Origin of the sequence: Massilia sp. S19_KUP03_FR1, assembly GCF_036688685.1 — a bacterium.
Taxonomy (GTDB): Bacteria; Pseudomonadota; Gammaproteobacteria; order Burkholderiales; family Burkholderiaceae_D; genus JALYUM01.
Genome location: NZ_JAQQPS010000003.1, coordinates 179,194 through 200,315, shown reverse-complemented (window position 1 = coordinate 200,315; position 21,122 = coordinate 179,194). Strand labels below are relative to the sequence as shown.

The window sequence follows — 21,122 nt, the reverse complement described above, 5'->3', positions numbered from 1 at the left end:
TTTAGGCGCCACGCTACTCGCTGGCGTCGTCAGCATTACCGCTGCTGCCATCTTTTCCTTTACCTTGCTCTCCAAGTTGGTCGAGAAGATGGTCAGCCTGTCGGTCGGCATCATGCTGTCGACGTCCTTGCTGCACGCCTTGCCGGAAGCGTTCGAGTCCAGCGCCGACCCGCGCAGCCTGTTTGCTACCCTGCTGGGCGGCTTGCTGGCCTTTTTCCTGCTGGAGAAACTGGCGGTGCTGCGCCACTCGCATCACCACGAGGGCGACGGCCACCATCACGCCCACGGCCACGATGCGATGGAAGCGGGCAAGGCCGGCTGGATGATTCTGATCGGCGACGGCATGCACAACTTCACCGATGGCATCCTGATCGCCGCGGCCTTCCTGGCCGATCCGGCGCTGGGCATCGTCACCGGTGTTGCCATCATCGCCCACGAAATCCCGCAGGAAATCGGCGACTTCATCGTGCTGCTCAATGCCGGCTTTTCGCGCACGCGCGCCTATGTCTTCAATTTACTGTGCAGCCTGATGGCGGTGGCCGGCGGCTTGCTCGGCTACTTCACGCTGGACCGCGCCAGCGGCCTGATTCCCTACGTGCTGGTGTTCGCCTCATCCGGCTTCATCTACATTGCGGTCAGTGACCTGATGCCGCAGATGCAGCGCCGCGCCACGGTGCGCGAATCGATTCCGCAGGTGGCGCTGATCGCCTTGGGTGTGATCATCGTGCTGGTGCTGACGCACGGCCACTGATCTAGTTTCCAGTAGCGACCGGCCGCGCCGGATCGCTCACCCATTCGCTCCACGAGCCCGGATACAGTTTGGCACCCGGCATGCCGGCCACTTCGAGGGCCAGCAGGTTGTGGCAGGCGGTCACGCCGGAGCCGCACTGCATCACGCTGGCCGTGGCATCGCCGACGATGGGCGCCAGTTCCGCGCGCAGTTGCGCCGCGTCCTTGAAGCGCCCGTCCGGCCCCAGGTTATCCTTGAAGAAGCGGTTTCTGGCGCCGGGAATGTGGCCGCCGACTGGGTCGATCGTTTCGTTCTCGCCGCGGAAGCGGTCGGGCGCGCGCGCGTCGACGATGTTACCGTGCACCAGAACCTGGTCCGCCTCGATGGTGTCGACCAGCGCCGCTTTTAATGTGATGGTGCCGGGTGCCGGGGTTGGCACGGTCGTGTCGAGTGCTTCCCAAGTCTGCATTCCGCCGTCGAGCACGGCCACCGCGGCATGCCCTATCCAGCGCAGCAAAAACCACAGCCGCGCCGCGTACATGCCGCCATGCGCGTCGACGGCGACGACCTGGCTGTCGTCGTCAATGCCCCATTCGCGCAGCGTCGCCAGCAGCGCGGTGCGGTCCGGCAACGGATGGCGCCCCCGGAACACGCCGTGTTCAGCGTATTTTTCGCCCGACAACTGGGTTTCCATGTCGGCGAAGCGGGCACCCGGCAAGTGGCCGGCGTTGTAGGCGGCGCGTCCCGCCGCCAGGTTCATCAGGTCGTGGCGGCAATCGACGACCACCCACTTCGGGTCAGTGATATGGGCCGCGAGGTCGGGCGCGGAGATCAGCGTTGTGTGCATGGTCTACTCCTAGAGTTCGGCGGCAATCGGGTCGGTCTTTTCAATGACGGCGCCGCGCGCCGTGCTGCGGGTATTGTAGAACGTTGCCGCAATGCCGGACACGAGGATCACGCCCATGCCCAGCCAGACGATGGCGTCGAAGCGGTCGCCCCACAAAAACATGCCCCACAGGCAGGAAAAAATGATGCCGGTGTATTGCAGGTTGGCAACCACCAGCACGCTGCCGGTGCGGTAGGCGCGCGTCATGGCCATTTGCCCCAGCAGGCCGCAAAAGCCGATGGCAAACACCAGCAGGCCGCCGTGCAGGGTGTGCGCGTGCAGCACTGGCGCCGCGCCATCGGTAAAGGTGCCGGCCAGGCCAACGATGGTCGTGGTCAGCGAAAAGAAGAACACAACCCGGTATTCCGGTTCGCCCATCTGGCCCAGTTTGCGCACCTGCATATAGGCCATCGCGGAAATCACGGACGACACCAGGCCGGCCAGGGCGCCGAACCACTGTTTCATTTCAACGGCCGGTTGCAGGGCCAGCGTCACGCCGACAAAGCTCATCAAGACAGCCAAGATCAGCGGCCACTCGACGTGATTCTTGCGCTGCCACCAGCCGGCGCAAAACAGCGCGGCCGCGATCCAGATCGGCGCCATGTAATTGAGGGTGACGGCGGTCGCCAGCGGCAATTTGCCGATCGCGTAAAACCACAACCACAGCGAGATCACGCCGACCAGGCTGCGCACCACGTGTTCGCGCGGGTAGCGGGTGCGCAGCGTGAGGCCGCGCGCGACGATCATGCCGCCCAGGATCACCGCGCCGACCAGGCCGCGGTACATCACGATTTCCGAGGTCGAATACAATTCCGATGCCATTTTCACCGCCGCGCCCATGGCGGCAAAGGCGAAACTGGCGAACAACATCCACAACGAAGCCATTGCTACTTTCTAAGTAAAACGGCGCAGGGGACAAATCCCGTGCGCCGTCTTTGTTTTAAATATCGATATTACTGCGGTACCACTCGTGAAAATGCTGCATGCCGTCTTCCATCGGCGACTGGTACGGCCCCACTTCATTGACGCCGCGCGCCAGTAAAATCTTGCGGCCGGCGTCCATGCGCATGGCGATTTCGTCGTCCTCGACCGCCGTTTCCATATACGCCGCGCGTTCGGCTTCGATGAACTCGCGCTCGAACAGCACGATCTCTTCCGGATAATAGAACTCGACCACGTTGCGGGTCTTTTGCGGGCCTTCCGGCCACAGCGTCGACACCACCAGCACGTGCGGATACCACTCAACCATGATGTTCGGGTACAGCGTGAACCAGATCGCGCCTTTTTCCGGCGGCACGCCACCGCGAAATTTCAGCACCTGCTCCTGCCATTTTTGGTAGACCTTCGAGCCGGCCTTGCCCAGCCCGCGGTTCACGCCAACCGTTTGCACGCTGTAGTCGCTGCCGAAGTCCCAGCGCAAATCGTCGCATGACACAAAGCCACCCAGGCCCGCGTGAAACGGCTCGACGTGGTAATCCTCGAGGTACACCTCAATGAACGTCTTCCAGTTGTAATCGAGCGTATTGACTTCGACGTGGTCGAACATATAGCCGGAAAAATCGAAGTCCTGCGTCACCGACAAGGTCGACAGTTTTTCCATGACGTTGTAGCCGTTCTGCTCGAACAACAAGCCGTTCCAGCTTTGCAGCGGGGTTTTCGACAGGTTCAGGCACGGCGTTTCCGGGAAGTGCGGTGCGCCGATCAGCTCGCCCTTGAGGTCGTAGGTCCAGCGGTGCAGCGGGCAGACGATGTTGTTGGCGTTGCCGCGGCCATTAAACATCAGCGCCTGGCGATGGCGGCAGACGTTCGACAGCACCTCGATGCCAGCGCCATTGCGCACCAGCATGCGGCCTTCATGTTCCGCCTTCAGCGTGGCGAAGTCGCCGACCTCGGGCACCATCAGTTCGTGGCCCACGTAGCGCGGGCCAGACCGGAATAACTGCTGCATTTCACGCTGCAACAACGCTTCGTCAAAATAGACATTGACTGGAAGCTGCGCGCACGAACGCGCCAGCTTGGCGTGGGTAGCCAGATCGGACATCCCAACCCCCCTTTAATATGCGTACCTCAGGAAGAGAAAGACCAGTATTTTGGGTGTCGCAATACGGTATTTCGGACAGAACCGGCGATTATATCCGGTAACGCGCAGCACCGGTCAGCAGTATGCAGGATTGCGTTGTGCGTCTTGCAAGACAGAGTTGGTCCACGCGGGGGGTGGTTTGGTCTAAAATACGCGATTAGACTCGGCTGTCGCCACCAAGCGCCGGCACGTCGCTTTTTTTCATAAAGCATTTATGCCAAATACATTTTCCGCACCCGCAGCCAGCGCCACGGCACCGGCCAGCTTCGAGCAGGCCATGGCCGAACTGGCTGAACTGGTCACCCAGATGGAAGGCGGCGCCTTGCCGCTGGAAGCGTCGGTGTCCGCCTATGCGCGCGGCGCCGAGCTGGTCAAGTTCTGCGCTGGCCAGCTGGAAAAAGTCGAGTCCCAGGTCAAGGTGCTGGAAGGCGACATGCTCAAGCCGTTTGCCGGCGAGGGCGAGCAATGACGGTCGATTTCGACGCATGGATGCAGGACACCCAGGCCCGCTCCGAACGGGCCCTGGAGGCGCTGTTGCCGAAAGCAGACACGGTCCCGCTCAAGCTGCACGAAGCGATGCGCTACACCGTACTGGGCGGCGGCAAGCGCGTCCGTCCGCTGCTGGCCTATGCCAGTGGCGAACTGTTCACCGCCGACCCGCAAACCCTGGCGCGCGCCGCCGCGGCGGTCGAAATGATCCATGCCTACTCGCTGGTGCACGACGACATGCCGTGCATGGACGACGACGCCCTGCGCCGCGGCAAACCGACGGTCCACATTGCCTACGACGAAGCGACCGCGCTGCTGGTGGGCGACGCCCTGCAGGCGCAGGCCTTCGAGGTGCTGGCGGCGTCCCCATCGATGCCGCCCGAGCGCCTGGTCGCCATGCTGAAACTGCTGGCGCAGGCCGCGGGATCAAACGGCATGTGCGGCGGCCAGGCCATCGACCTCGACAGCGTTGGCCTCAGCCTCTCTTTGGCGCAGCTCGAGCGCATGCACCAACTGAAAACCGGCGCCTTGCTGCGTGCGGCCGTGCTGCTTGGCGCCATGTGCGGCAAGCAGCTGGACGCGCACGAGCAAGCCGCGCTGGAGACCTACGCGAATGCGATCGGCCTGGCGTTCCAGGTGGTCGATGACGTGCTCGACGCAACGGCCGATTCTGCTACGCTGGGCAAAACGGCGGGCAAGGACGCGGCGGCCAACAAGCCGACCTACGTCTCGATCCTTGGCCTGGCACCCTCGCGCGCGCTGGCACAACAATTGCGGGACACGGCGCATGAAGCGCTGGCCCCGTTCGGAGAACAAGCACGCAGGCTGCGCGAGTTGGCGGACCTGATCGTGCAGCGGAAGGCTTAAATGAACCAGCTCAATTTGCTTGAAAATATTAACGAACCGGCGCAGTTGCGCCAGCTCACCCGCGCACAGCTGATCCCGCTGGCGGACGAACTGCGCAGCTATCTGCTCGACTCGGTATCGAAAACGGGCGGCCATTTGTCGTCCAACCTCGGTACGGTCGAACTGACCATCGCGCTGCATTACGTGTTCAATACGCCGTACGACCGCATCGTCTGGGACGTGGGCCACCAGACTTATTCGCACAAAATCCTCACTGGCCGGCGCGACCGCATGCACACGCTGCGCCAGTTCGGCGGCGTCTCCGGCTTTCCGAAGCGCGACGAGAGTGAGTACGACACCTTCGGCACCGCACACTCGTCGACCTCGATTTCGGCCGCCCTCGGCATGGCCTCGGCCGCCCGCATCAAGGGCGAGCACCGCCACGCGATCGCCGTCATCGGCGACGGTTCCATGACCGCCGGGATGGCTTTCGAGGCACTCAACAACGCCGGCGTGGAAGAAGACTGCAACCTGCTGGTGGTGCTCAACGATAACGACATGTCGATTTCGCCGCCAGTCGGCGCGCTGAACCGCTACCTGGCGCGCCTGATGAGCGGCCAGTTCTACGCCGCCGCCAAAAATGTCGGCAAGACCGTGCTGCCCGGCCCGGTGCTGCAACTGGCCAAGCGCCTGGAAGAACACGCCAAGGGCATGGTGGTCCCGGCCACCATGTTCGAAGAATTCGGTTTCAACTACATCGGCCCGATCGATGGCCACGACCTCGACTCGCTGATTCCGACGCTGGAAAACATCAAGAAGCTCAAGGGCCCGCAGTTCCTGCACGTGGTCACCAAGAAGGGCCAGGGCTACAAGCTGGCCGAAGCCGAACCCATCCTGTATCACGGCACCGGCAAGTTCAATCCGACCGAAGGCATCAAGCCGGCCACCGCGGCCGGCAAGATGACCTACACCGAAGTCTTCGGCAACTGGCTGTGCGACATGGCCGCTGCCGACAAGCGCCTGGTCGGCATCACGCCAGCCATGCGCGAGGGTTCTGGCATGGTGCGCTTCGAGCAGCAGTTCAAGGAACGTTATTTTGACGTCGGCATCGCCGAGCAGCACGCGGTGACGTTCGGTGCCGGCCTGGCGGCCGAAGGCATGAAGCCGGTCGTGGCGATCTATTCCACGTTCCTGCAACGCGGCTACGACCAGCTGATCCACGACGTGGCCCTGCAAAACCTGGACGTGACGTTTGCGCTGGACCGCGCCGGCCTGGTCGGCGCCGACGGTGCCACCCACGCCGGTAACTACGACATCCCGTTCCTGCGCTGTATCCCGAACATGGTCGTGATGGCCGCATCGGACGAAAACGAGTGCCGCCAGATGCTCACCACCGCGTTTCACTACAACGGCCCGGCCGCGGTGCGCTATCCGCGCGGCGCCGGCATCGGGGCGGTGGTGGATCAGGCCTTGACCTCGCTTGCGCTGGGCAAAGGCGAGATCAAGCGCGAGGGTAAAAGCGTCGCGATCCTGGCGTTCGGTTCGATGGTGGCGCCAAGCGTCGCCGCCGGCGCGGAGCTGGGCGCCACAGTGGCCAATATGCGTTTCGTGAAGCCGCTCGACGTCGAACTGGTGAAACGCCTGGCCGAGTCGCACGACTACCTGGTGACGGTGGAAGAGGGCGCCATCATGGGTGGCGCCGGTTCAGCGGTGGCCGAAGCGCTGGCCAGCCTTGGCATCGTGAAACCGATCCTGATGCTCGGTTTGCCGGACGTGTTCATCGACCATGGCGATCCGGCCACCTTGCTGGCCGGCGTGGGGCTCGATGCCAAGGGTATTGCAGCGTCGATTCGCCAGCGTTTTGGGGCGGCTGAGCCGCGCCTGGTGGTCAACAACAGCTGAGTCTTCCCCGCGCAGGCGGGATCCATAGCACCTTCGACGCGTGTTATTGCTATTGAAGCGTGCTATTCACCCCCGCCTTCGCGGGGGTTAACGCTTGCGCGCGTGCTCCCACAGCACATCGCTACCTCCCCCAAAGCGGTTCAACACCCGCGCCAGCACGAACATCAGATCCGACAGCCGGTTCACATATTGACGTGGCTGCGCATTGAGCGTCTCGGTGCGCCCCAGCGCCACGATGCTGCGCTCGGCGCGCCGGCACACGGTGCGGCAAACATGCGCCAGCGATGCCGCGCGCGAACCGGCCGGCAAGATGAATTCCTTGAGTACCGGCAAGTCGGCGTTGTACTTGGCCAGCAGGCTGTCCAGGCGCGCCACGTGCGTATCCTGGATCATCTGGTAGCCCGGGATGCACAATTCGCCGCCCAGGTCGAACAGGTCGTGCTGGATGGTGACGAGTTCTTCGCGCAGGTCTTCCGGCATGGCTTCGCACAGCAGCAGGCCGAGGTTGGAGTTCAGCTCATCCACGTCGCCCAGCGCCTGCACGCGCGCGCTGTCCTTCGCGGTGCGGGTGCCGTCGCCCAGGCCGGTGCTGCCATCGTCGCCCGTGCGGGTCGCGATTTTCGAAAGTCGATTGCCCATAATGTGCCGTGTCTGCGCTTGAACCGCGCTCGTGAAAAAGATAGCGGAAGGATACGTCAAATCGGGCCAATAGTGCTTACAATCTAAAGCATGACTGCCTCCCTGCCCATCAACGCCGAGCGTCGCGCCCAAGTGGCCGCCGCACTGCGTGCGCAGCTGCCCGAGCGCTGCGTGCTGTCCGATCCGGAAGACACCCGGCCCTACGAATGCGACGGGCTGGCAGCGTATCGCCAGCCTCCGATGATCGTCACCTTGCCCGATTCGGAGCAGCAGGTGCTGGCAATCCTGGAGGTGTGCCGCGCGCTGCAGGTGCCGATTGTGCCGCGCGGCGCCGGCACCGGTCTGTCGGGCGGCGCGCTGCCGATCGCCGATGGCGTGGTGCTGTCCACCGCGCGCATGAACCGCATCGTGCGCATGGAGCCGTTCGCGCGCACCGCCGTGGTCCAGCCGGGCGTGCGCAACCTGGCCATCTCGGAAGCGGCCGCACCGCATGGCTTGTACTACGCCCCGGATCCCTCGTCGCAGATCGCCTGCACCATCGGCGGCAACGTGGCCGAAAATTCCGGCGGCGTGCACTGTCTGAAATACGGCCTGACGGTGCACAACGTGCTGCGCGTGCGCGTGGCCACCATCGATGGCGACATCATCGAGCTGGGCAGCGAAGCCCTCGACGCACCGGGTCTCGATTTACTTGCGGTGTTCATCGGATCGGAAGGCATGCTCGGTATCGTCACCGAAGTTACCGTGAAACTGGTGCCGAAACCAGCCGCAGCCTGCGTCATCATGGCCTCGTTCGACGATGTCGTCACCGGCGGCAACGCGGTGGCCAGCGTGATTGCCGCCGGCATCATCCCGGCCGGCCTGGAGATGATGGACCGCACCTCGTCACGCATGGTTGAGCCGTTCGTGAAAGCCGGCTACGACCTCGACGCGGCCGCCATCCTGTTGTGCGAGGCGGACGGCACCCGGCACGAGGTGGAGGAGGAAATCGCCCACATGACGGCGGTGCTGGAACAGGCCGGCGCCAGCGCGATCGCCGTCTCGAGCAGCGAGGCCGAGCGGCTCAAATTCTGGTCCGGCCGCAAGAACGCTTTCCCGGCGGCGGGGCGCATCTCGCCTGACTACTACTGCATGGATGGCACCATCCCGCGCAAGAACCTGGCCCAGGTCCTGGTCGGTATCGAGCGCATGGAGGCCACCTACGGCCTGCGCTGCGCGAATGTGTTCCACGCCGGCGACGGCAATCTGCACCCGCTGATCCTGTTCGACGCCAACAAGCCCGGCGAATTCGAGCGCGCCGAAGCCTTCGGCGCCGAGATCCTGGCACTGTGCGTGGAAGTTGGCGGCACCATCACCGGCGAGCACGGCGTCGGCATCGAGAAAATCAACTCGATGTGCGTGCAGTTTTCGCGCGCCGAACTCGATGCCTTTTTTGCGGTGAAACGCGCGTTCGACGCGCCCTTCCTGCTCAACCCCGACAAGGCCATTCCCACCCTGAACCGGTGCGCCGAATTTGGCAAGATGCGCGTGACGGGTGGCGTCCTGCCGTTCCCGGGCCTGCCGCGCTTCTAAAAAATAAAACAGCAGTGGAGACAGTACATGCAGGTAATCGAAACATGGCGCGCGCAGGTGCTGGAGGCGGCCGCATCGAAGCGGCCCTTGCGCATCCGCGGCGGCGGCACCAAGGATTTTTATGGCCAGGATTTAACCGGCGACATTCTCGACACGCGCGCGTACAGCGGCATCATCGACTACGAACCCACGGAACTCGTGATCACCGCGCGCTGCGGCACGCCGCTGCTTGAAATTGAAGCCGCGCTGGCGCAGCGCAACCAGATGCTGGCCTTCGAGCCGCCGCACTTCGGTGAAGGCGCCACGTTCGGCGGCGCGGTTGCCAGCGGCCTGTCGGGGCCACGCCGCGCTACCAGCGGCGCGCTGCGCGATTTCGTGCTGGGCACGGTGCTGATGGATAGCGCCGGCCAGGTACTCACCTTCGGCGGCCAGGTCATGAAAAATGTCGCCGGCTATGACGTCTCGCGCCTGCTGGCCGGCTCCATGGGCACGCTGGGGCTGATGCTGCAGGTGTCATGCAAAGTGCTGCCGCGCCCGCGCCGCGAAGCCACGCTGCGCTTTGCCATGCCTGAAATCGACGCGCTGCGCCAGCTGAACGCGTGGGGCGGCATGCCGCTACCGGTCTCCGCCAGCTGCTGGCACGACGGCGTGCTGGCGCTGCGCCTGTCCGGCGCCAGCGCGGCAGTCGAGGCGGCGCTGCACAACCTCGGCGGCGAGCTGTGGTCCGACTGCGCCCCGTTCTGGGCCGGCGTGCGCGAGCAGCAGCATCCATTTTTTGCCGGCGCAACGCCGCTGTGGCGTTTGTCGGTGCCGTCGACCACGAGTGCCTTGATCCTGCCCGGTACCCAGCTGATCGAATGGGGCGGCGCGCTGCGCTGGCTGAAAAGCGAGGTCGATGCGGCCACGATCCGGCGCACCGTTGGCGCGGCCGGCGGCCACGCGACCCTGTTTCGCGGCGGCGACAAGACCAGTGGCGTATTCCAGCCACTGGCCCCGGCGATCGCGCGCATCCACCAGCGCCTGAAGGCATCGTTCGATCCTTCCCACATCTTCAATCCAGGCAGGGACTACGACCATGCAAACCAATCTCGCTGATTTCATCCAGGGTACGCGCGACGGCATCGAGGCCGAAGCGATCCTGCGTGCGTGTGTTCACTGCGGCTTTTGTACTGCCACCTGCCCGACCTATCAGCTGCTGGGCGATGAACTCGATGGCCCGCGCGGGCGCATTTACCTGATCAAGCAGGTGCTGGAAGGGGCAGTGCCCACCGCGAAAACCCAGTTGCACCTGGACCGCTGCCTGACCTGCCGCAATTGCGAAACCACCTGCCCGTCGGGGGTGCAGTACGGCCGCCTGGTCGACATCGGCCGCAAGGTGGTCGACCAGCAAGTGGCGCGCGGTCGCCGCGAGAAGCTCACCCGCATGACCTTGCGCCACCTGCTGCCGAATAGCGCGCTGTTCGGCGCCGCGTTCAAGGCCGGGCTGGCGCTGCGCCCGCTGCTGTCGAAGAATCTGCAGGACAAATTGCAGGCGCCGCGCCGCGCTGGCGCGCGCCCCACGCGCGCCCACGCGCGCAAGATGCTGCTGCTGGAAGGCTGCGTCCAGCCGGCCATGGCGCCATCGATCAACGCGGCTGCTGCGCGCGTGCTCGATGCGTTCGGCATCCAGCTCATCAGCGCGCCGAAAGCCGGCTGCTGCGGCGCGGTGCGCTATCACCTGAACGACCAGGAGGCCGGGCTGGACGACATGCGCCGCAATATCGACGCCTGGTGGCCGCACATTGAACAGGTCGAAGCGATCCTCATGACCGCGTCCGGTTGCGGCGTGACGGTCAAGGAATACGGCCACCTGCTGGCGCATGACAGCGCCTATGCCGCCATGGCCGCGCGCATTTCCGGCATGACGCTCGACCTGTCCGAAGTGATGCCGCAGTTCGAAACAGAACTGGCGGGGCTCTTGCGGGGAAAAATCACGCAGCGCGTGGCCTTCCATCCGCCCTGTACGCTGCAGCATGGCCAGCAAATCCGCGGCAAGGTCGAAGGCGTGCTGCGCGCGGCTGGCGTCGACGTGGTGCTGTGCCAGGACAGCCACCTGTGCTGCGGCTCGGCCGGTACCTATTCCGTGCTGCACCCGAAAATCGCCCATGAACTGCGCGACGCCAAGCTGGCCAGCCTGGCTGCCACCGGGGCCACTGCCATCGTATCGGCGAATATCGGCTGCGTCAGCCACCTGCAGTCGGGCACCGATACACCGGTCACGCACTGGATCGAACTGATCGACCGCGCGCTGGCCAGCTGAATTCAAGCCGATCTGGTAGCATCGTCGCCCACGCAAACACAGGAGGTGACGGTTGTGAGTCTCGTATTTTGTCTGGTGTCGCAAGACGGCAGCAGCGGCCCGGCGGTGGTGTTCAAGGATAGCGCCAGTGCCGGCTGCGTGCCGGTGTGGGAAGCGGCGGGCGTCTACGATGCCCTGTATAACAGTGACGGCCAGGAGGCCCGCGCCGTGTCGCGCGTGATCGCCTTCGGGGTCGACCGCCTGCACCAGGACCCCCGGCTGGCGCGCCTGCTGCCGCCCACCGTTTCGCTGATGGATGCCATTCGCTTCCTGGAAAACGTCCTGCGCGGCTGCACCATCCACGCCTCGTCCACGGTCGAAACGCGCTAAGCCGTTGCTTCGACGGCCGCGATCGCGGCCAGCAGCGTTGAAATAGCGCGCGCGTGTCCACCGGCTTGGTCAGATGGTGGTCGAACCCGGCGTCGGCCGACGCGGTGCGCGCATCCTCCTCGCATTACCTGAGAATCAATTTTATTTTGCAATCTTTGGTTTCAATAGGCGAGCTGGGCAACAGGGTAAAATGCCCTCCGTCACTGAATTTCCTTCAGGCTTATTTTCATGCCCCACACCCGTCCCCCCGCGGCGGCGCCAGTCAGCGCGCGCGAAGCTGCCCTGCAAGCCGAGAACGACGCCTTGCGGCAGATGTTCGCGTTGCAGCAGCAAGCCAGCCTGGCTGGTAACCATTCCCCAATCTGGCAGATGTGCCACGATTTGCTGGGCGTGACGGATGCGCAGGGCGTCTGGCTGGAAGTCAATCCCGCCTGGACTGCGGTGCTGGGCTGGCCGGCGCAGCGGATCGTGGGACGCACGTCGGACTGGCTGGCGCATCCGGACGACAATGCCGAACGCAAACAGTTGGAAGTGCAGCGCGTGGCGCAAGGCGCAACCAGTGAAGGTTTCGAAGACCGCTTCCGCACCAGCGCCGGGCAGTACCGGCTGATCAGCTGGAGCGCGGTGCCGTCGAACGGCTTCATCTATTGCGTCGGGCGCGACATTACCGACGAACGCGCGCGCGAAACGGCGCTGCGCGACTCGGTCGATTTCGCACGGCTGGCGCTGTCGGCGGTCTCGGGCGTCGGCGTCTGGACTTACGACGCCGCCAGCGACCGCTTCTTTTGCGACGCCGGCGTTTCCGAGCTGTACGGCATCGACCCGCAGGAGGGCGCGGCCGGCATCCTGCGCAGCGGTTTCCTGGCCAATGTGCACCCGGACGACCTGGCGCAGTTGCGCGCCACCATGGCGGGCGGCCTGCTGCAACCGGGCGACCTGGAGCTGGAATACCGCATCTGCCATCCGGACGGCTCGGTCCGCACCGTGCTCTCGCGCGGCCACACTTATTTTGACCAACAGGGTGTGCCGGTGCGCCGCACCGGGGTTGGCGTGGACATGACGCGCCAGCGCGTGCTGGAGCAGCAACTGCGTCAGGCCCAGAAAATGGAAGCGGTGGGCCAGCTAACCGGCGGCATCGCGCACGACTTCAACAATATGCTGCAAGGCGTGATGGGCCCGCTCGAATTATTGCGCGCGCGCTTGGGCAAGGGCCTCGACGCGCATGTGGCCCGGTATATCGAGATGGCGCTTGGCTCGACCCGGCGTGCCGCGACCCTGACACACCGCCTGCTGGCGTTTTCGCGGCGCCAGCCGCTCGATCCGCAACTGCTCGACACCAATGCCCTGGTGCTGTCGCTGGTCGAACTGCTGCAGCGCACCACCGGCGAAACCATCACGCTGCACCTGGCGCTGCGTGACACGCCATGCCATACCCATTGCGACGCCAACCAGCTCGAAAGCGCACTGCTGAACCTGGCCATCAATGCGCGCGATGCCATGCCCGCAGGCGGCACGCTGACCTTGCGCAGCGACTGCGTCGAGATCGGCCAGCTTGATGCCAGCCGCCGCGCCGTGGCGCCGGGCTGGTTCGTGCGCCTGTCGGTGTGCGACACCGGCATGGGCATGGCGCCCGGCGTGGCCGGCAAGGCCTTCGATCCCTTCTTCACGACCAAGCCCTTGGGACAGGGCACCGGGCTCGGCTTGTCGATGGTATATGGCTTCGCCGGTCAGTCGGGCGGCTTCGCCAGCATCGACAGCGTGCTTGACCAGGGCACCACGGTCAGCATCTACCTGCCCGCCAGCGTGGACACGGGCGTGCCGGGCGCGCCGCCGCAGCCGGTGGTGCAAGCGCGCGATGGCGCCGGCGCGACCATCCTGGTGGTGGAAGACGAGCCGGCCGTGCTGGAGATGCTGCGCGATTTGTTCGGCGAGGCTGGCTACCGGGTGCTGGTGGCGGTCAATGGCATCGAAGCGCAAGCGCACTTTGACGGCGGCGCGCAGATCGACTTGCTGGTCACCGACGTCGGCCTGCCCGGCCTGAACGGGCGCCAGGTGGCCGACGCCGCGCGCCTGACCCTACCGCATCTGCCGGTGTTGTTCATGACCGGCTATGCCGAACTGGCGGCCACCACCGGCGGCTTCCTGGAACCGGGCATGGCGCTGATTGCGAAGCCGTTTTCGATCGATGCGATGTTCGAGCGGGTGCAGCAGATGCTGGAACCGTCCTGATTATTCGGCCAGCAACGCGCTGATATCGGCGCGCATGTCTTCCGGTTTGGTGGTGGGCGCGTAGCGCTTGAACACCGTGCCATCCTTGCGGATCAGGAATTTGGTGAAATTCCATTTGATGAATTCCGTGCCCAGCACGCCCGGCGCGGCGTGTTCGATGTGCTTGAACAGCGGGTGCGCGTCGCTGCCATTCACATCGATTTTTTCAAACAGCGGAAACGTCACGCCGTAGTTCTTTTCGCAGAAGGCGCCGATCGCACTCGCGTCGCCCGGTTCCTGCTTGCCGAACTGGTTGCATGGAAAACCCAGCACCACCAGGCCCCTGCCCGCGTCTTCCTTGTAGAGCTGTTCGAGGCCCTGGTACTGCGGCGTGAACCCGCAGGCGCTGGCGGTGTTCACGATCAGTAAGACGTGCCCTCGGTAGCGCGACAGTTCGATGGGCTGGCCGTCGAGGCCATTGGCGGTGAAGTCGAACACGTTCTGGGTCATGCGTACCTTGCAGTGCGTTGGCCGGCAATCGATCGCGCGGCTCGGAAGATCAGCTTAACCGACTGTGGGTTATTCTGGCAACGCTGCAGGGGACGTGTTTCGTTTCCGGCGAGGCCAGCTTTCATGGTCGGCGCATGAACGTCATCCCGACGAAAGTCGGGACCCATACTGAGATTCAGGCATCGCGTCGTCGATTGAAACACGACGCGTATTGATGGCCTTGGCCTGCTCACGTGACGAATCAAGCTGGGCGTGTGCCGGCTCTGCATGGTTCCCAGCCTTCGCCGCGACGACGTCGGGGGTGAGGTGACCGCGAAGCGCGACCGCGGTGCTGGCTTGCCGGCGCGGCAAATACGCAAGCGTGGCTGACAGTGACACATCTTGACAAGCGTCAGTGCGCCCCGCCTGGCGACCAATCGGAACTGAACTTCAAGGAGCGGCTCGTAGTCGAACAAATTCACACATTGAAGGAGACTGCATCATGAAATTCTTGAGGCACGTGTTCGCGATCTTGTTCGTGGCTGGCCTGTCGAGCAGCTGTGGCGGTGGCGATGATGATTTCGGTAATCTGGCGACCGTTGCGCAGCAACGCGGCTTTACGGCGCTGCTGGCGGCATCCGACAAGGCGGGTATTACTGCAACCCTGCAGGCGGAGAATGCCAATGTGACGGTGTTCGCGCCAACCAATGCTGCCTTCGACACGCTGGCGAAGCAACTGGGCTTTGCCAATGCCGGCGAGCTGGTCACCGCGTTGCCGGCTTCAGACCTGAGCAAAATATTGCAGTACCACGTTGTCAGCGGAACCAAATCTGCCGCGGACCTCCGGGCGGCGGGTGCATCGCTGCAGACGAGCTATCGCTTCGAGGGCGCGCCGGCCACCGTGCGGCTGAAAACCGGCACCGGTATTGCCGTCACCGATGCCGTGTTGGCCGATGCAACCGTGACAACGGCAGATGTGCGGGCCGATAATGGCGTCATCCACGCCGTGGACAAAGTGCTGGTGCCGCCAGGTGTGCTCAATGTCGTCCAGATGGCGCAGGCCAATCCGGCAACCTTCAGTTCGCTTGTTGGCGCTGTCGTTGCCACTGGTCTGGCGCCCACCCTCAGCGGCGCCGGCCCATTCACGGTGTTTGCGCCAGTCAACACGGCGTTCGCCGCTGCGCCGCAAGGTTTGACGACAGCGCAGCTCACTTCGGTGCTGACCTATCATGTCCTGTCGGGTCAGGTGCTGTCGAGCGCGATCCCATTCGGTACCCCCATTGCCACGCTCGACACCAAAACGCTGGACGGCGCCACCGTCGCGGCGCAGACGATCACCATCAACAGCAATCTCACCATCACCGATACCACCACCAGCGCGGCCAGCATCCTGGCAACGGATGTACGGGCAGTCAATGGCGTGATTCATGTGATTGGCAAGGTCCTGATTCCGCGCTAGGGGCGGTCTGGCTGATCGGACGGCATTCGCCCGATCAGCCAGATGTCCCGCAACGCGGCACATGCCGGCTACGTGATCGCTACACCAGCCCCAGGTGCTCTGTCCCGGCCGACAAATCGCGGCTCTTGGCATCCTTGCCGCGCAGCTTGATGGCCAGCCGCAAATCGTTGACCGAGTCGGCATTGCGCAGCGCATCTTCGTAGGTGATCTTGTCCAGTTCGTGCAGGTCGAACAGGGCCTGGTCGAAGGTCTGCATGCCCAGTTCGCGCGACTTCTTCATGATTTCCTTGATCTCATGGACGTCGCCCTTGAAGATCAGGTCGGAAATGAGGGGCGAGTTCAGCATGATCTCGATGGCCACCACGCGTCCCTTCGATTCCTTGCGTGGAATCAGGCGCTGCGAAATCAGCCCTTTCAGGTTCAGTGACAAGTCCATCAGCAATTGCTGGCGCCGCTCTTCCGGGAAGAAGTTGATGATGCGGTCGAGCGCCTGGTTGGAGCTGTTGGCGTGCAGCGTGGCCAGGCACAGGTGGCCGGTTTCGGCGAACGCGATCGCGTGTTCCATCGTTTCGCGGTCGCGGATCTCGCCGATCTGAATCACGTCCGGCGCCTGGCGCAGCGAGTTTTTCAGCGCCGCGGCAAAGCTGTCGGTGTCCACGCCCACTTCACGCTGCGTGATCACGCAATTTTTGTGCGGGTGAACGTATTCGACCGGGTCTTCGATGGTGATGATGTGGCCGTAACTGTTCTCGTTGCGGTAGCCCACCATGGCCGCCATCGTCGTCGATTTGCCGGAACCGGTGGCGCCTACCATGATCACCAGACCGCGCTTGGTCATGATGATGTCCGACAGAATGTCCGGCAAGTCCAGGTCGGCCAGTTTCGGAATGGTGGTGGTAATCACGCGCAGCACCATGCCCACGCAGCTCATCTGCACGAAGGCCGAGACGCGAAAACGTCCCAGGTCGCCCGGGCTGATGGCGAAGTTGGCTTCTTTACTGAGCTCGAAGCCGGCAGTCTGCTTGTCGTTCATGATGGCGCGCGCCAGGTCCGCCGTGTGCGAGGCCGTCAGTGGCTGGCTCGACACGGGGGTCATCTTGCCGTCGATTTTGATTGCGGGAGGGAAGCCTGCTGTAATAAAGAGATCGGAGCCGCCCTTGCTCACCATCAGGCGCAGCAGGTCGAACATGAATTTTGATGCCTGGTCGCGTTCCATAATTCGTCCTTAACCTGGGAAATTGTCTGGCGTCTTCGCCGCCGAACGGGCCGCGCCGTTCGAGATGACGTTGCGGCGTACCAGGTCGGTCAGGTTCTGGTCGAGCGTCTGCATGCCGACATTGCTGCCGGTCTGGATGGCCGAGTACATCTGCGCAATCTTCGCTTCCCGAATCAGGTTGCGGATGGCCGGCGTGCCGATCATGATTTCGTGGGCCGCCACGCGCCCGCTGCCGTCCTTGGTTTTGAGCAGGGTCTGCGAAATGACCGCTTGCAGCGACTCGGACAACATCGCGCGCACCATTTCTTTTTCGTCACCAGGGAACACATCGATGATCCGGTCGATGGTTTTTGCGGCCGACGAGGTGTGCAGCGTGCCAAACACCAGGTGGCCCGTTTCGGCAGCCGACAGGGCCAGGCGGATGGTTTCCAGGTCGCGCAATTCGCCCACCAGAATACAGTCCGGGTCTTCGCGCAGCGCCGAGCGCAACGCGTTGCTGAACGACAGCGTGTGGGGACCTACTTCGCGCTGGTTGATCAGGCATTTCTTCGAGTCGTGCACGAATTCGATCGGGTCTTCGATCGTCAGGATGTGGCCGTATTCGTTTTCATTGAGGTGGTTCACCATCGCGGCGAGCGTGGTCGATTTGCCGGAACCGGTCGGGCCCGTCACCAGCACCAGGCCGCGCGGACGCATCGCCAGTTCCTGGAAAATCTTCGGGGCATTCAGTTCTTCCAGACTCAGGATTTTCGACGGAATGGTCCGCATCACGGCGGCGGCGCCGCGTTCCTGGTTGAAGGCGTTGACGCGGAAGCGCGCCAGGCCCGGAATGGCAAACGAGAAATCGCACTCGAGCATTTCTTCGTACTGCTTGCGCTGGCCGTCGTTCATGATGTCATAGATCATCCCGTGCACATCCTTGTGCTCGAGCGGCGGCAAGTTAATGCGGCGCACGTCGCCATGAACGCGGATCATTGGCGGCAGGCCCGATGACAGGTGCAAGTCGGACGCCTTATTCTTTACAGAGAAGGCGAGCAGTTCGGAGATGTCCATTTATAATCCAGTGATCCATTAAAACTCAACCGCGTTGAATGGGCGCCCTTCGGGTATTGCCCTACGTAAATCATTATGTCCATAATCAGCGCCAACATGCAAGCTGTCGAACAGGCAATCGCCGCCGCCGCGCAGGCCGCCGGCAGGCCCGTTTCGAGCGTTCAATTGCTTGCAGTTTCGAAAACCTTTCCGTTTCAAGCCGTGCTCGACGCGATGCAAACGGGGCAACGTGCCTTCGGCGAAAATTATTTGCAGGAAGGCGTCGACAAGATCGCCGCGGTTGCCGCCGCCGCACCCGATGCCCATCTCGAATGGCATTTTATCGGTCCCATCCAGAGCAACAAGACGCGTCCCATTGCGGAAAACTTCGATTGGGTGCATGCGGTCGACCGCCTGAAGATTGCCCAGCGCCTGTCCGAGCAGCGACCGGCCGGGTTGTCGCCATTGAATGTATGTTTGCAAGTCAATATCAGTGGCGAAGCCAGCAAAAGCGGCGTGGCGCCAGCGGACTTGCCCGAACTTGCGCGCCAGGTGGCGACACTGCCGAACCTGCGCCTGCGCGGTTTGATGGCCATACCGGAAGCCGAAACTGACGCGGCGAAACAACACCTGCCCTTTGCCCAGCTGCGTCTCTTGTACGAACAACTACAGCGCGATGGCCTGCCGCTCGACACGCTGTCGATGGGCATGTCCGGCGACCTGGCCACCGCGGTGGCCGAAGGCGCCACCATTGTCCGCATCGGTAGCGCCATTTTCGGCAAACGCACTTACAAGGAAACAGCATGAAGATTGCATTCATTGGCGGCGGGAATATGGCGACGGCACTCATTTCCGGCCTGGCCGGCAAACTGGTCGCCGGGGCCGATATCCACGTGGTCGACTCCAGCGCCGACGCGCTGGCGCGCCTGCACGGCGAGTACGGCGTGACCACGTCGGCGCTTATCGACGCCGCGGTCGTCATTGCCGATGTGCTGGTGCTGGCGGTCAAGCCGCAGCAGATGCGCGATGTGGCGGACGCCATCGCGCCCCTGCTGGTGCGCGGCGCCCCGCTGATCGTCTCGATTGCCGCCGGTATCCGTGGCGAAGTCCTGTCGCGCTGGCTTGGTGGCTACCAGGGCATCGTACGCTGCATGCCAAATACACCCGCGTTGATCGGGCAGGGCATCACCGGCATGGTGGCCATGCAGGGCGTGACGCCGGCGCAGAAGGCGGCCGCCAATACGCTGCTGGCGACGGTCGGCAAGACGGTCTGGCTAAACGATGAAGTGCTGATCGATCCGGTGACGGCGGTGTCGGGCAGCGGCCCGGCGTACGTGTTTTATTTTATCGAGGCGATGCAGCAGGCCGCCGAAGAACTGGGCTTGTCGAGCGAGCAGGGACGGGAACTGGCGATTGCCACGTTCACCGGTGCGGCGCAACTGGCGGCGCAGTCGAACGAGCCGGTGGCGGTATTGCGCGAGCGGGTGACGTCAAAAGGCGGGACCACGTACGCGGCGTTGACCAGCATGCAGGACGCCGGTGTCAAGGAAGCCATCGTTGCTGCGGTGAAGGCCGCGGCCGCAAGGGGCCGCGAACTTGGGGTCGAACTGGGCGCGAATTAACGGCGGGAGATCAGCGCGCCGACCAGCACACCGATGGCGGCGCTGATACCGATGGCTTTCCACGGATTTTCCTGGACGTAGACGTCGGTCGCCTTCGCCGTTGCCTTGGTCTTTTCGACCACGGCTTCTTCCATGCGGACGATGCCGTCCTTGGCGTTGACCAGGGTGCGCTCGAATTTGGCCTTGGCCGCTTTCAAATCGTCGCCAGTCAGGTTGCTACCGCGCAGCCACGTTTCCGCGTCCGACACCACGTTTTTCAAATCGCGCATCAACTGGTCGCGGGCACTGGACTGGGTCGGGATTTTTTCCATCATGGTAAGAGCCTTTCTTTATGTTTCTGGGTAAGCCGCGCCGGGCTGAGTTTGTGAACCGGCGCGTGCAATTGCGGCAATATTATCCTATTGCATAGTCTAGTGCGACACCAATGAAAATCGCGGCCCCCAGCCAGTTGTTGTGGCGGAAGGCGGCGAAGCATTGCATGCGATCGCGCGCGCGGATCAGGGTGTAGTGATACAGGGCGATGCCGGCCGCCAGCGCGATGCCGCCGACAAAATACCAGCGCAGTCCCAGCGTCCAGCCGCACACCAGGTCGATCGCCAGCGCCGCTCCGTAGCACAGCATCACGGCGGCCACGTCGAAGCGGCCGAAGGTGATGGCCGAGGTGCGCATGCCGAGCTTGATGTCGTCGTCGCGGTCGACCATGGCATATTCCGTGTCGTAGGCCACGGCCCAGAACACGTTCGCCACCAGCAGCCACCACGCCACCGCCGGCACTGCGCCGGTCACGGCGGCAAACGCCATCGGGATGCCGAAGCCGAAGGCGATACCGAGATAGGCCTGGGGAATTGCGAAGAAGCGCTTAAAGTAGGGATAGCTGGCAGCGATGATCAGGGCCAGCACCGACAATTGTTTGGTCAGCGCGTTGAGGGGAATGACCAGCAGGAAGGCGCAGGCGGCCAGCACGCCGGCCACCATCAGCGCTTCCCAGCTTTTGATGCGCCCGCTGGTGAGGGGACGTTCGGCGGTGCGCTTGACGTGCTTGTCGAAGTCGCGGTCGGCGTAGTCGTTGATGGCGCAGCCGCTTGATCGCATCAGGGCGGTGCCGATGACGAAGATGGTCAATATGAACGGATCGGGCTTGCCGCCGGTGGCCATCCACAGGGCCCAGAGGGTGGGCCACAACAGCAGCAGAATGCCGATCGGCTTGTCGGCGCGAATCAGGCGGAAGTAGAGCGCCAGCTTGGTCATGGTGTGGTTCGTGAGTGCAGGTGGCGGGATTTTACC

The 21,122-nt window shown here is 63.6% G+C and carries 21 protein-coding genes; 12 read left to right on the top strand and 9 right to left on the bottom strand.

Annotated features, from left to right (window positions below; genetic code table 11):
• The first annotated feature begins 49 nt into the window (after window positions 1–49).
• The gene (locus V6M87_RS04260; protein WP_332848640.1) at window positions 50–751 is read left to right on the top strand and encodes a ZIP family metal transporter; all 702 of its coding nucleotides are present in this window, start codon (window positions 50–52) and stop codon (window positions 749–751) included.
• A gap of 1 nt (window position 752) precedes the next feature.
• On the opposite strand, the gene V6M87_RS04255 is transcribed toward V6M87_RS04260, so the two are convergent.
• The 3 genes from V6M87_RS04255 to V6M87_RS04245 are packed head-to-tail and all read right to left on the bottom strand — an operon-like array spanning window position 753 to window position 3,657.
• The gene (locus V6M87_RS04255; protein ID WP_332848496.1) at window positions 753–1,577 is read right to left on the bottom strand and encodes a sulfurtransferase; all 825 of its coding nucleotides are present in this window, start codon (window positions 1,575–1,577) and stop codon (window positions 753–755) included.
• A 9-nt stretch (window positions 1,578–1,586) separates the two neighbouring features.
• Window positions 1,587–2,501: a DMT family transporter gene (locus tag V6M87_RS04250; protein WP_332848495.1), complete on the bottom strand. Its 915-nt coding sequence runs from the start codon at window positions 2,499–2,501 to the stop codon at window positions 1,587–1,589.
• A gap of 55 nt (window positions 2,502–2,556) precedes the next feature.
• Complete coding sequence (locus tag V6M87_RS04245; RefSeq protein ID WP_332848494.1) at window positions 2,557–3,657, bottom strand: aromatic ring-hydroxylating oxygenase subunit alpha; 1,101 nt, start codon at window positions 3,655–3,657, stop codon at window positions 2,557–2,559.
• A gap of 253 nt (window positions 3,658–3,910) precedes the next feature.
• Between V6M87_RS04245 and V6M87_RS04240 the strand changes: the two genes are divergently transcribed.
• Genes V6M87_RS04240 through dxs form a run of 3 tightly spaced genes read left to right on the top strand, consistent with a single transcriptional unit; the run spans window position 3,911 to window position 6,933 of the window.
• Window positions 3,911–4,165: an exodeoxyribonuclease VII small subunit gene (locus V6M87_RS04240; protein WP_332848493.1), complete on the top strand. Its 255-nt coding sequence runs from the start codon at window positions 3,911–3,913 to the stop codon at window positions 4,163–4,165.
• Entirely contained in the window at window positions 4,162–5,052 is an 891-nt protein-coding gene (locus V6M87_RS04235; protein ID WP_332848492.1) for a polyprenyl synthetase family protein, read from the top strand. The genes V6M87_RS04240 and V6M87_RS04235 overlap by 4 nt, the downstream gene beginning before the upstream one ends.
• The gene (gene dxs, locus V6M87_RS04230) at window positions 5,053–6,933 is read left to right on the top strand and encodes a 1-deoxy-D-xylulose-5-phosphate synthase (RefSeq protein ID WP_332848491.1); all 1,881 of its coding nucleotides are present in this window, start codon (window positions 5,053–5,055) and stop codon (window positions 6,931–6,933) included.
• 87 nt (window positions 6,934–7,020) lie between these two features.
• Here dxs and V6M87_RS04225 read toward each other — a convergent pair whose 3' ends face one another.
• Window positions 7,021–7,572, bottom strand: a complete 552-nt coding sequence (locus V6M87_RS04225) for a cob(I)yrinic acid a,c-diamide adenosyltransferase (RefSeq protein WP_332848490.1) — start codon at window positions 7,570–7,572, stop codon at window positions 7,021–7,023.
• Window positions 7,573–7,662: 90 nt separating this feature from the next.
• On the opposite strand from V6M87_RS04225, the gene V6M87_RS04220 reads away from it, so the two are divergent.
• The 5 genes from V6M87_RS04220 (at window position 7,663) to V6M87_RS04200 (ending at window position 14,041) form a co-directional block, all read left to right on the top strand.
• A complete protein-coding gene (locus V6M87_RS04220) occupies window positions 7,663–9,144 on the top strand; it encodes an FAD-linked oxidase C-terminal domain-containing protein (RefSeq protein WP_332848489.1) in 1,482 nt (493 codons plus the stop codon).
• Window positions 9,145–9,171: 27 nt separating this feature from the next.
• Window positions 9,172–10,239, top strand: a complete 1,068-nt coding sequence (gene glcE / locus V6M87_RS04215) for a glycolate oxidase subunit GlcE (protein ID WP_332848488.1) — start codon at window positions 9,172–9,174, stop codon at window positions 10,237–10,239.
• Window positions 10,220–11,443 (top strand): glycolate oxidase subunit GlcF, encoded by a 1,224-nt coding sequence (gene glcF / locus V6M87_RS04210; RefSeq protein ID WP_332848487.1) that lies wholly within the window; start codon window positions 10,220–10,222, stop codon window positions 11,441–11,443. The genes glcE and glcF overlap by 20 nt, the downstream gene beginning before the upstream one ends.
• Before the next feature lie 54 nt (window positions 11,444–11,497).
• Window positions 11,498–11,812 (top strand): hypothetical protein, encoded by a 315-nt coding sequence (locus V6M87_RS04205; RefSeq protein ID WP_332848486.1) that lies wholly within the window; start codon window positions 11,498–11,500, stop codon window positions 11,810–11,812.
• Between the two features lie 228 nt (window positions 11,813–12,040).
• Window positions 12,041–14,041: a hybrid sensor histidine kinase/response regulator gene (locus V6M87_RS04200; RefSeq protein ID WP_332848485.1), complete on the top strand. Its 2,001-nt coding sequence runs from the start codon at window positions 12,041–12,043 to the stop codon at window positions 14,039–14,041.
• On the opposite strand, the gene V6M87_RS04195 is transcribed toward V6M87_RS04200, so the two are convergent.
• Complete coding sequence (locus V6M87_RS04195) at window positions 14,042–14,530, bottom strand: glutathione peroxidase (RefSeq protein ID WP_332848484.1); 489 nt, start codon at window positions 14,528–14,530, stop codon at window positions 14,042–14,044. It abuts the gene before it with no gap.
• 481 nt (window positions 14,531–15,011) lie between these two features.
• On the opposite strand from V6M87_RS04195, the gene V6M87_RS04190 reads away from it, so the two are divergent.
• Entirely contained in the window at window positions 15,012–15,968 is a 957-nt protein-coding gene (locus V6M87_RS04190) for a fasciclin domain-containing protein (RefSeq protein WP_332848483.1), read from the top strand.
• Window positions 15,969–16,047: 79 nt separating this feature from the next.
• Here V6M87_RS04190 and V6M87_RS04185 read toward each other — a convergent pair whose 3' ends face one another.
• Both V6M87_RS04185 and V6M87_RS04180 read right to left on the bottom strand, forming a co-directional pair.
• Window positions 16,048–17,184 (bottom strand): PilT/PilU family type 4a pilus ATPase, encoded by a 1,137-nt coding sequence (locus tag V6M87_RS04185; protein ID WP_332848482.1) that lies wholly within the window; start codon window positions 17,182–17,184, stop codon window positions 16,048–16,050.
• Between the two features lie 9 nt (window positions 17,185–17,193).
• The gene (locus V6M87_RS04180; protein WP_332848481.1) at window positions 17,194–18,237 is read right to left on the bottom strand and encodes a type IV pilus twitching motility protein PilT; all 1,044 of its coding nucleotides are present in this window, start codon (window positions 18,235–18,237) and stop codon (window positions 17,194–17,196) included.
• A 75-nt stretch (window positions 18,238–18,312) separates the two neighbouring features.
• On the opposite strand from V6M87_RS04180, the gene V6M87_RS04175 reads away from it, so the two are divergent.
• Window positions 18,313–19,023 carry a YggS family pyridoxal phosphate-dependent enzyme gene (locus V6M87_RS04175; RefSeq protein ID WP_332848480.1) on the top strand — a complete coding sequence of 237 codons (711 nt, stop codon included), beginning with the start codon at window positions 18,313–18,315 and terminating at the stop codon, window positions 19,021–19,023.
• Window positions 19,020–19,838: a pyrroline-5-carboxylate reductase gene (gene proC, locus V6M87_RS04170; protein ID WP_332848479.1), complete on the top strand. Its 819-nt coding sequence runs from the start codon at window positions 19,020–19,022 to the stop codon at window positions 19,836–19,838. The genes V6M87_RS04175 and proC overlap by 4 nt, the downstream gene beginning before the upstream one ends.
• Here proC and V6M87_RS04165 read toward each other — a convergent pair.
• Window positions 19,835–20,152 carry a DUF883 family protein gene (locus tag V6M87_RS04165; RefSeq protein WP_332848478.1) on the bottom strand — a complete coding sequence of 106 codons (318 nt, stop codon included), beginning with the start codon at window positions 20,150–20,152 and terminating at the stop codon, window positions 19,835–19,837. The two genes, proC and V6M87_RS04165, sit on opposite strands and share 4 nt — an antisense overlap.
• 79 nt (window positions 20,153–20,231) lie before the next feature.
• Complete coding sequence (gene ubiA, locus V6M87_RS04160) at window positions 20,232–21,086, bottom strand: 4-hydroxybenzoate octaprenyltransferase (RefSeq protein ID WP_332848477.1); 855 nt, start codon at window positions 21,084–21,086, stop codon at window positions 20,232–20,234.
• Window positions 21,087–21,122 lie beyond the last annotated feature (36 nt).

What these genes read in the sequence shown, in the direction of transcription:
- ubiA (WP_332848477.1), bottom strand. Translation starts at nt 21,086, where the DNA reads ATGACCAAGCTGGCGCTCTACTTCCGCCTGATTCGCGCCGACAAGCCG.
- dxs (WP_332848491.1), top strand. Translation starts at nt 5,053, where the DNA reads ATGAACCAGCTCAATTTGCTTGAAAATATTAACGAACCGGCGCAGTTG.
- V6M87_RS04180 (WP_332848481.1), bottom strand. Translation starts at nt 18,237, where the DNA reads ATGGACATCTCCGAACTGCTCGCCTTCTCTGTAAAGAATAAGGCGTCC.
- V6M87_RS04235 (WP_332848492.1), top strand. Translation starts at nt 4,162, where the DNA reads ATGACGGTCGATTTCGACGCATGGATGCAGGACACCCAGGCCCGCTCC.
- V6M87_RS04255 (WP_332848496.1), bottom strand. Translation starts at nt 1,577, where the DNA reads ATGCACACAACGCTGATCTCCGCGCCCGACCTCGCGGCCCATATCACT.
- glcE (WP_332848488.1), top strand. Translation starts at nt 9,172, where the DNA reads ATGCAGGTAATCGAAACATGGCGCGCGCAGGTGCTGGAGGCGGCCGCA.
- V6M87_RS04195 (WP_332848484.1), bottom strand. Translation starts at nt 14,530, where the DNA reads ATGACCCAGAACGTGTTCGACTTCACCGCCAATGGCCTCGACGGCCAG.
- V6M87_RS04220 (WP_332848489.1), top strand. Translation starts at nt 7,663, where the DNA reads ATGACTGCCTCCCTGCCCATCAACGCCGAGCGTCGCGCCCAAGTGGCC.
- glcF (WP_332848487.1), top strand. Translation starts at nt 10,220, where the DNA reads ATGCAAACCAATCTCGCTGATTTCATCCAGGGTACGCGCGACGGCATC.
- V6M87_RS04175 (WP_332848480.1), top strand. Translation starts at nt 18,313, where the DNA reads ATGTCCATAATCAGCGCCAACATGCAAGCTGTCGAACAGGCAATCGCC.
- V6M87_RS04165 (WP_332848478.1), bottom strand. Translation starts at nt 20,152, where the DNA reads ATGATGGAAAAAATCCCGACCCAGTCCAGTGCCCGCGACCAGTTGATG.
- V6M87_RS04245 (WP_332848494.1), bottom strand. Translation starts at nt 3,657, where the DNA reads ATGTCCGATCTGGCTACCCACGCCAAGCTGGCGCGTTCGTGCGCGCAG.
- V6M87_RS04200 (WP_332848485.1), top strand. Translation starts at nt 12,041, where the DNA reads ATGCCCCACACCCGTCCCCCCGCGGCGGCGCCAGTCAGCGCGCGCGAA.
- V6M87_RS04190 (WP_332848483.1), top strand. Translation starts at nt 15,012, where the DNA reads ATGAAATTCTTGAGGCACGTGTTCGCGATCTTGTTCGTGGCTGGCCTG.
- V6M87_RS04240 (WP_332848493.1), top strand. Translation starts at nt 3,911, where the DNA reads ATGCCAAATACATTTTCCGCACCCGCAGCCAGCGCCACGGCACCGGCC.
- proC (WP_332848479.1), top strand. Translation starts at nt 19,020, where the DNA reads ATGAAGATTGCATTCATTGGCGGCGGGAATATGGCGACGGCACTCATT.
- V6M87_RS04225 (WP_332848490.1), bottom strand. Translation starts at nt 7,572, where the DNA reads ATGGGCAATCGACTTTCGAAAATCGCGACCCGCACGGGCGACGATGGC.
- V6M87_RS04250 (WP_332848495.1), bottom strand. Translation starts at nt 2,501, where the DNA reads ATGGCTTCGTTGTGGATGTTGTTCGCCAGTTTCGCCTTTGCCGCCATG.
- V6M87_RS04185 (WP_332848482.1), bottom strand. Translation starts at nt 17,184, where the DNA reads ATGGAACGCGACCAGGCATCAAAATTCATGTTCGACCTGCTGCGCCTG.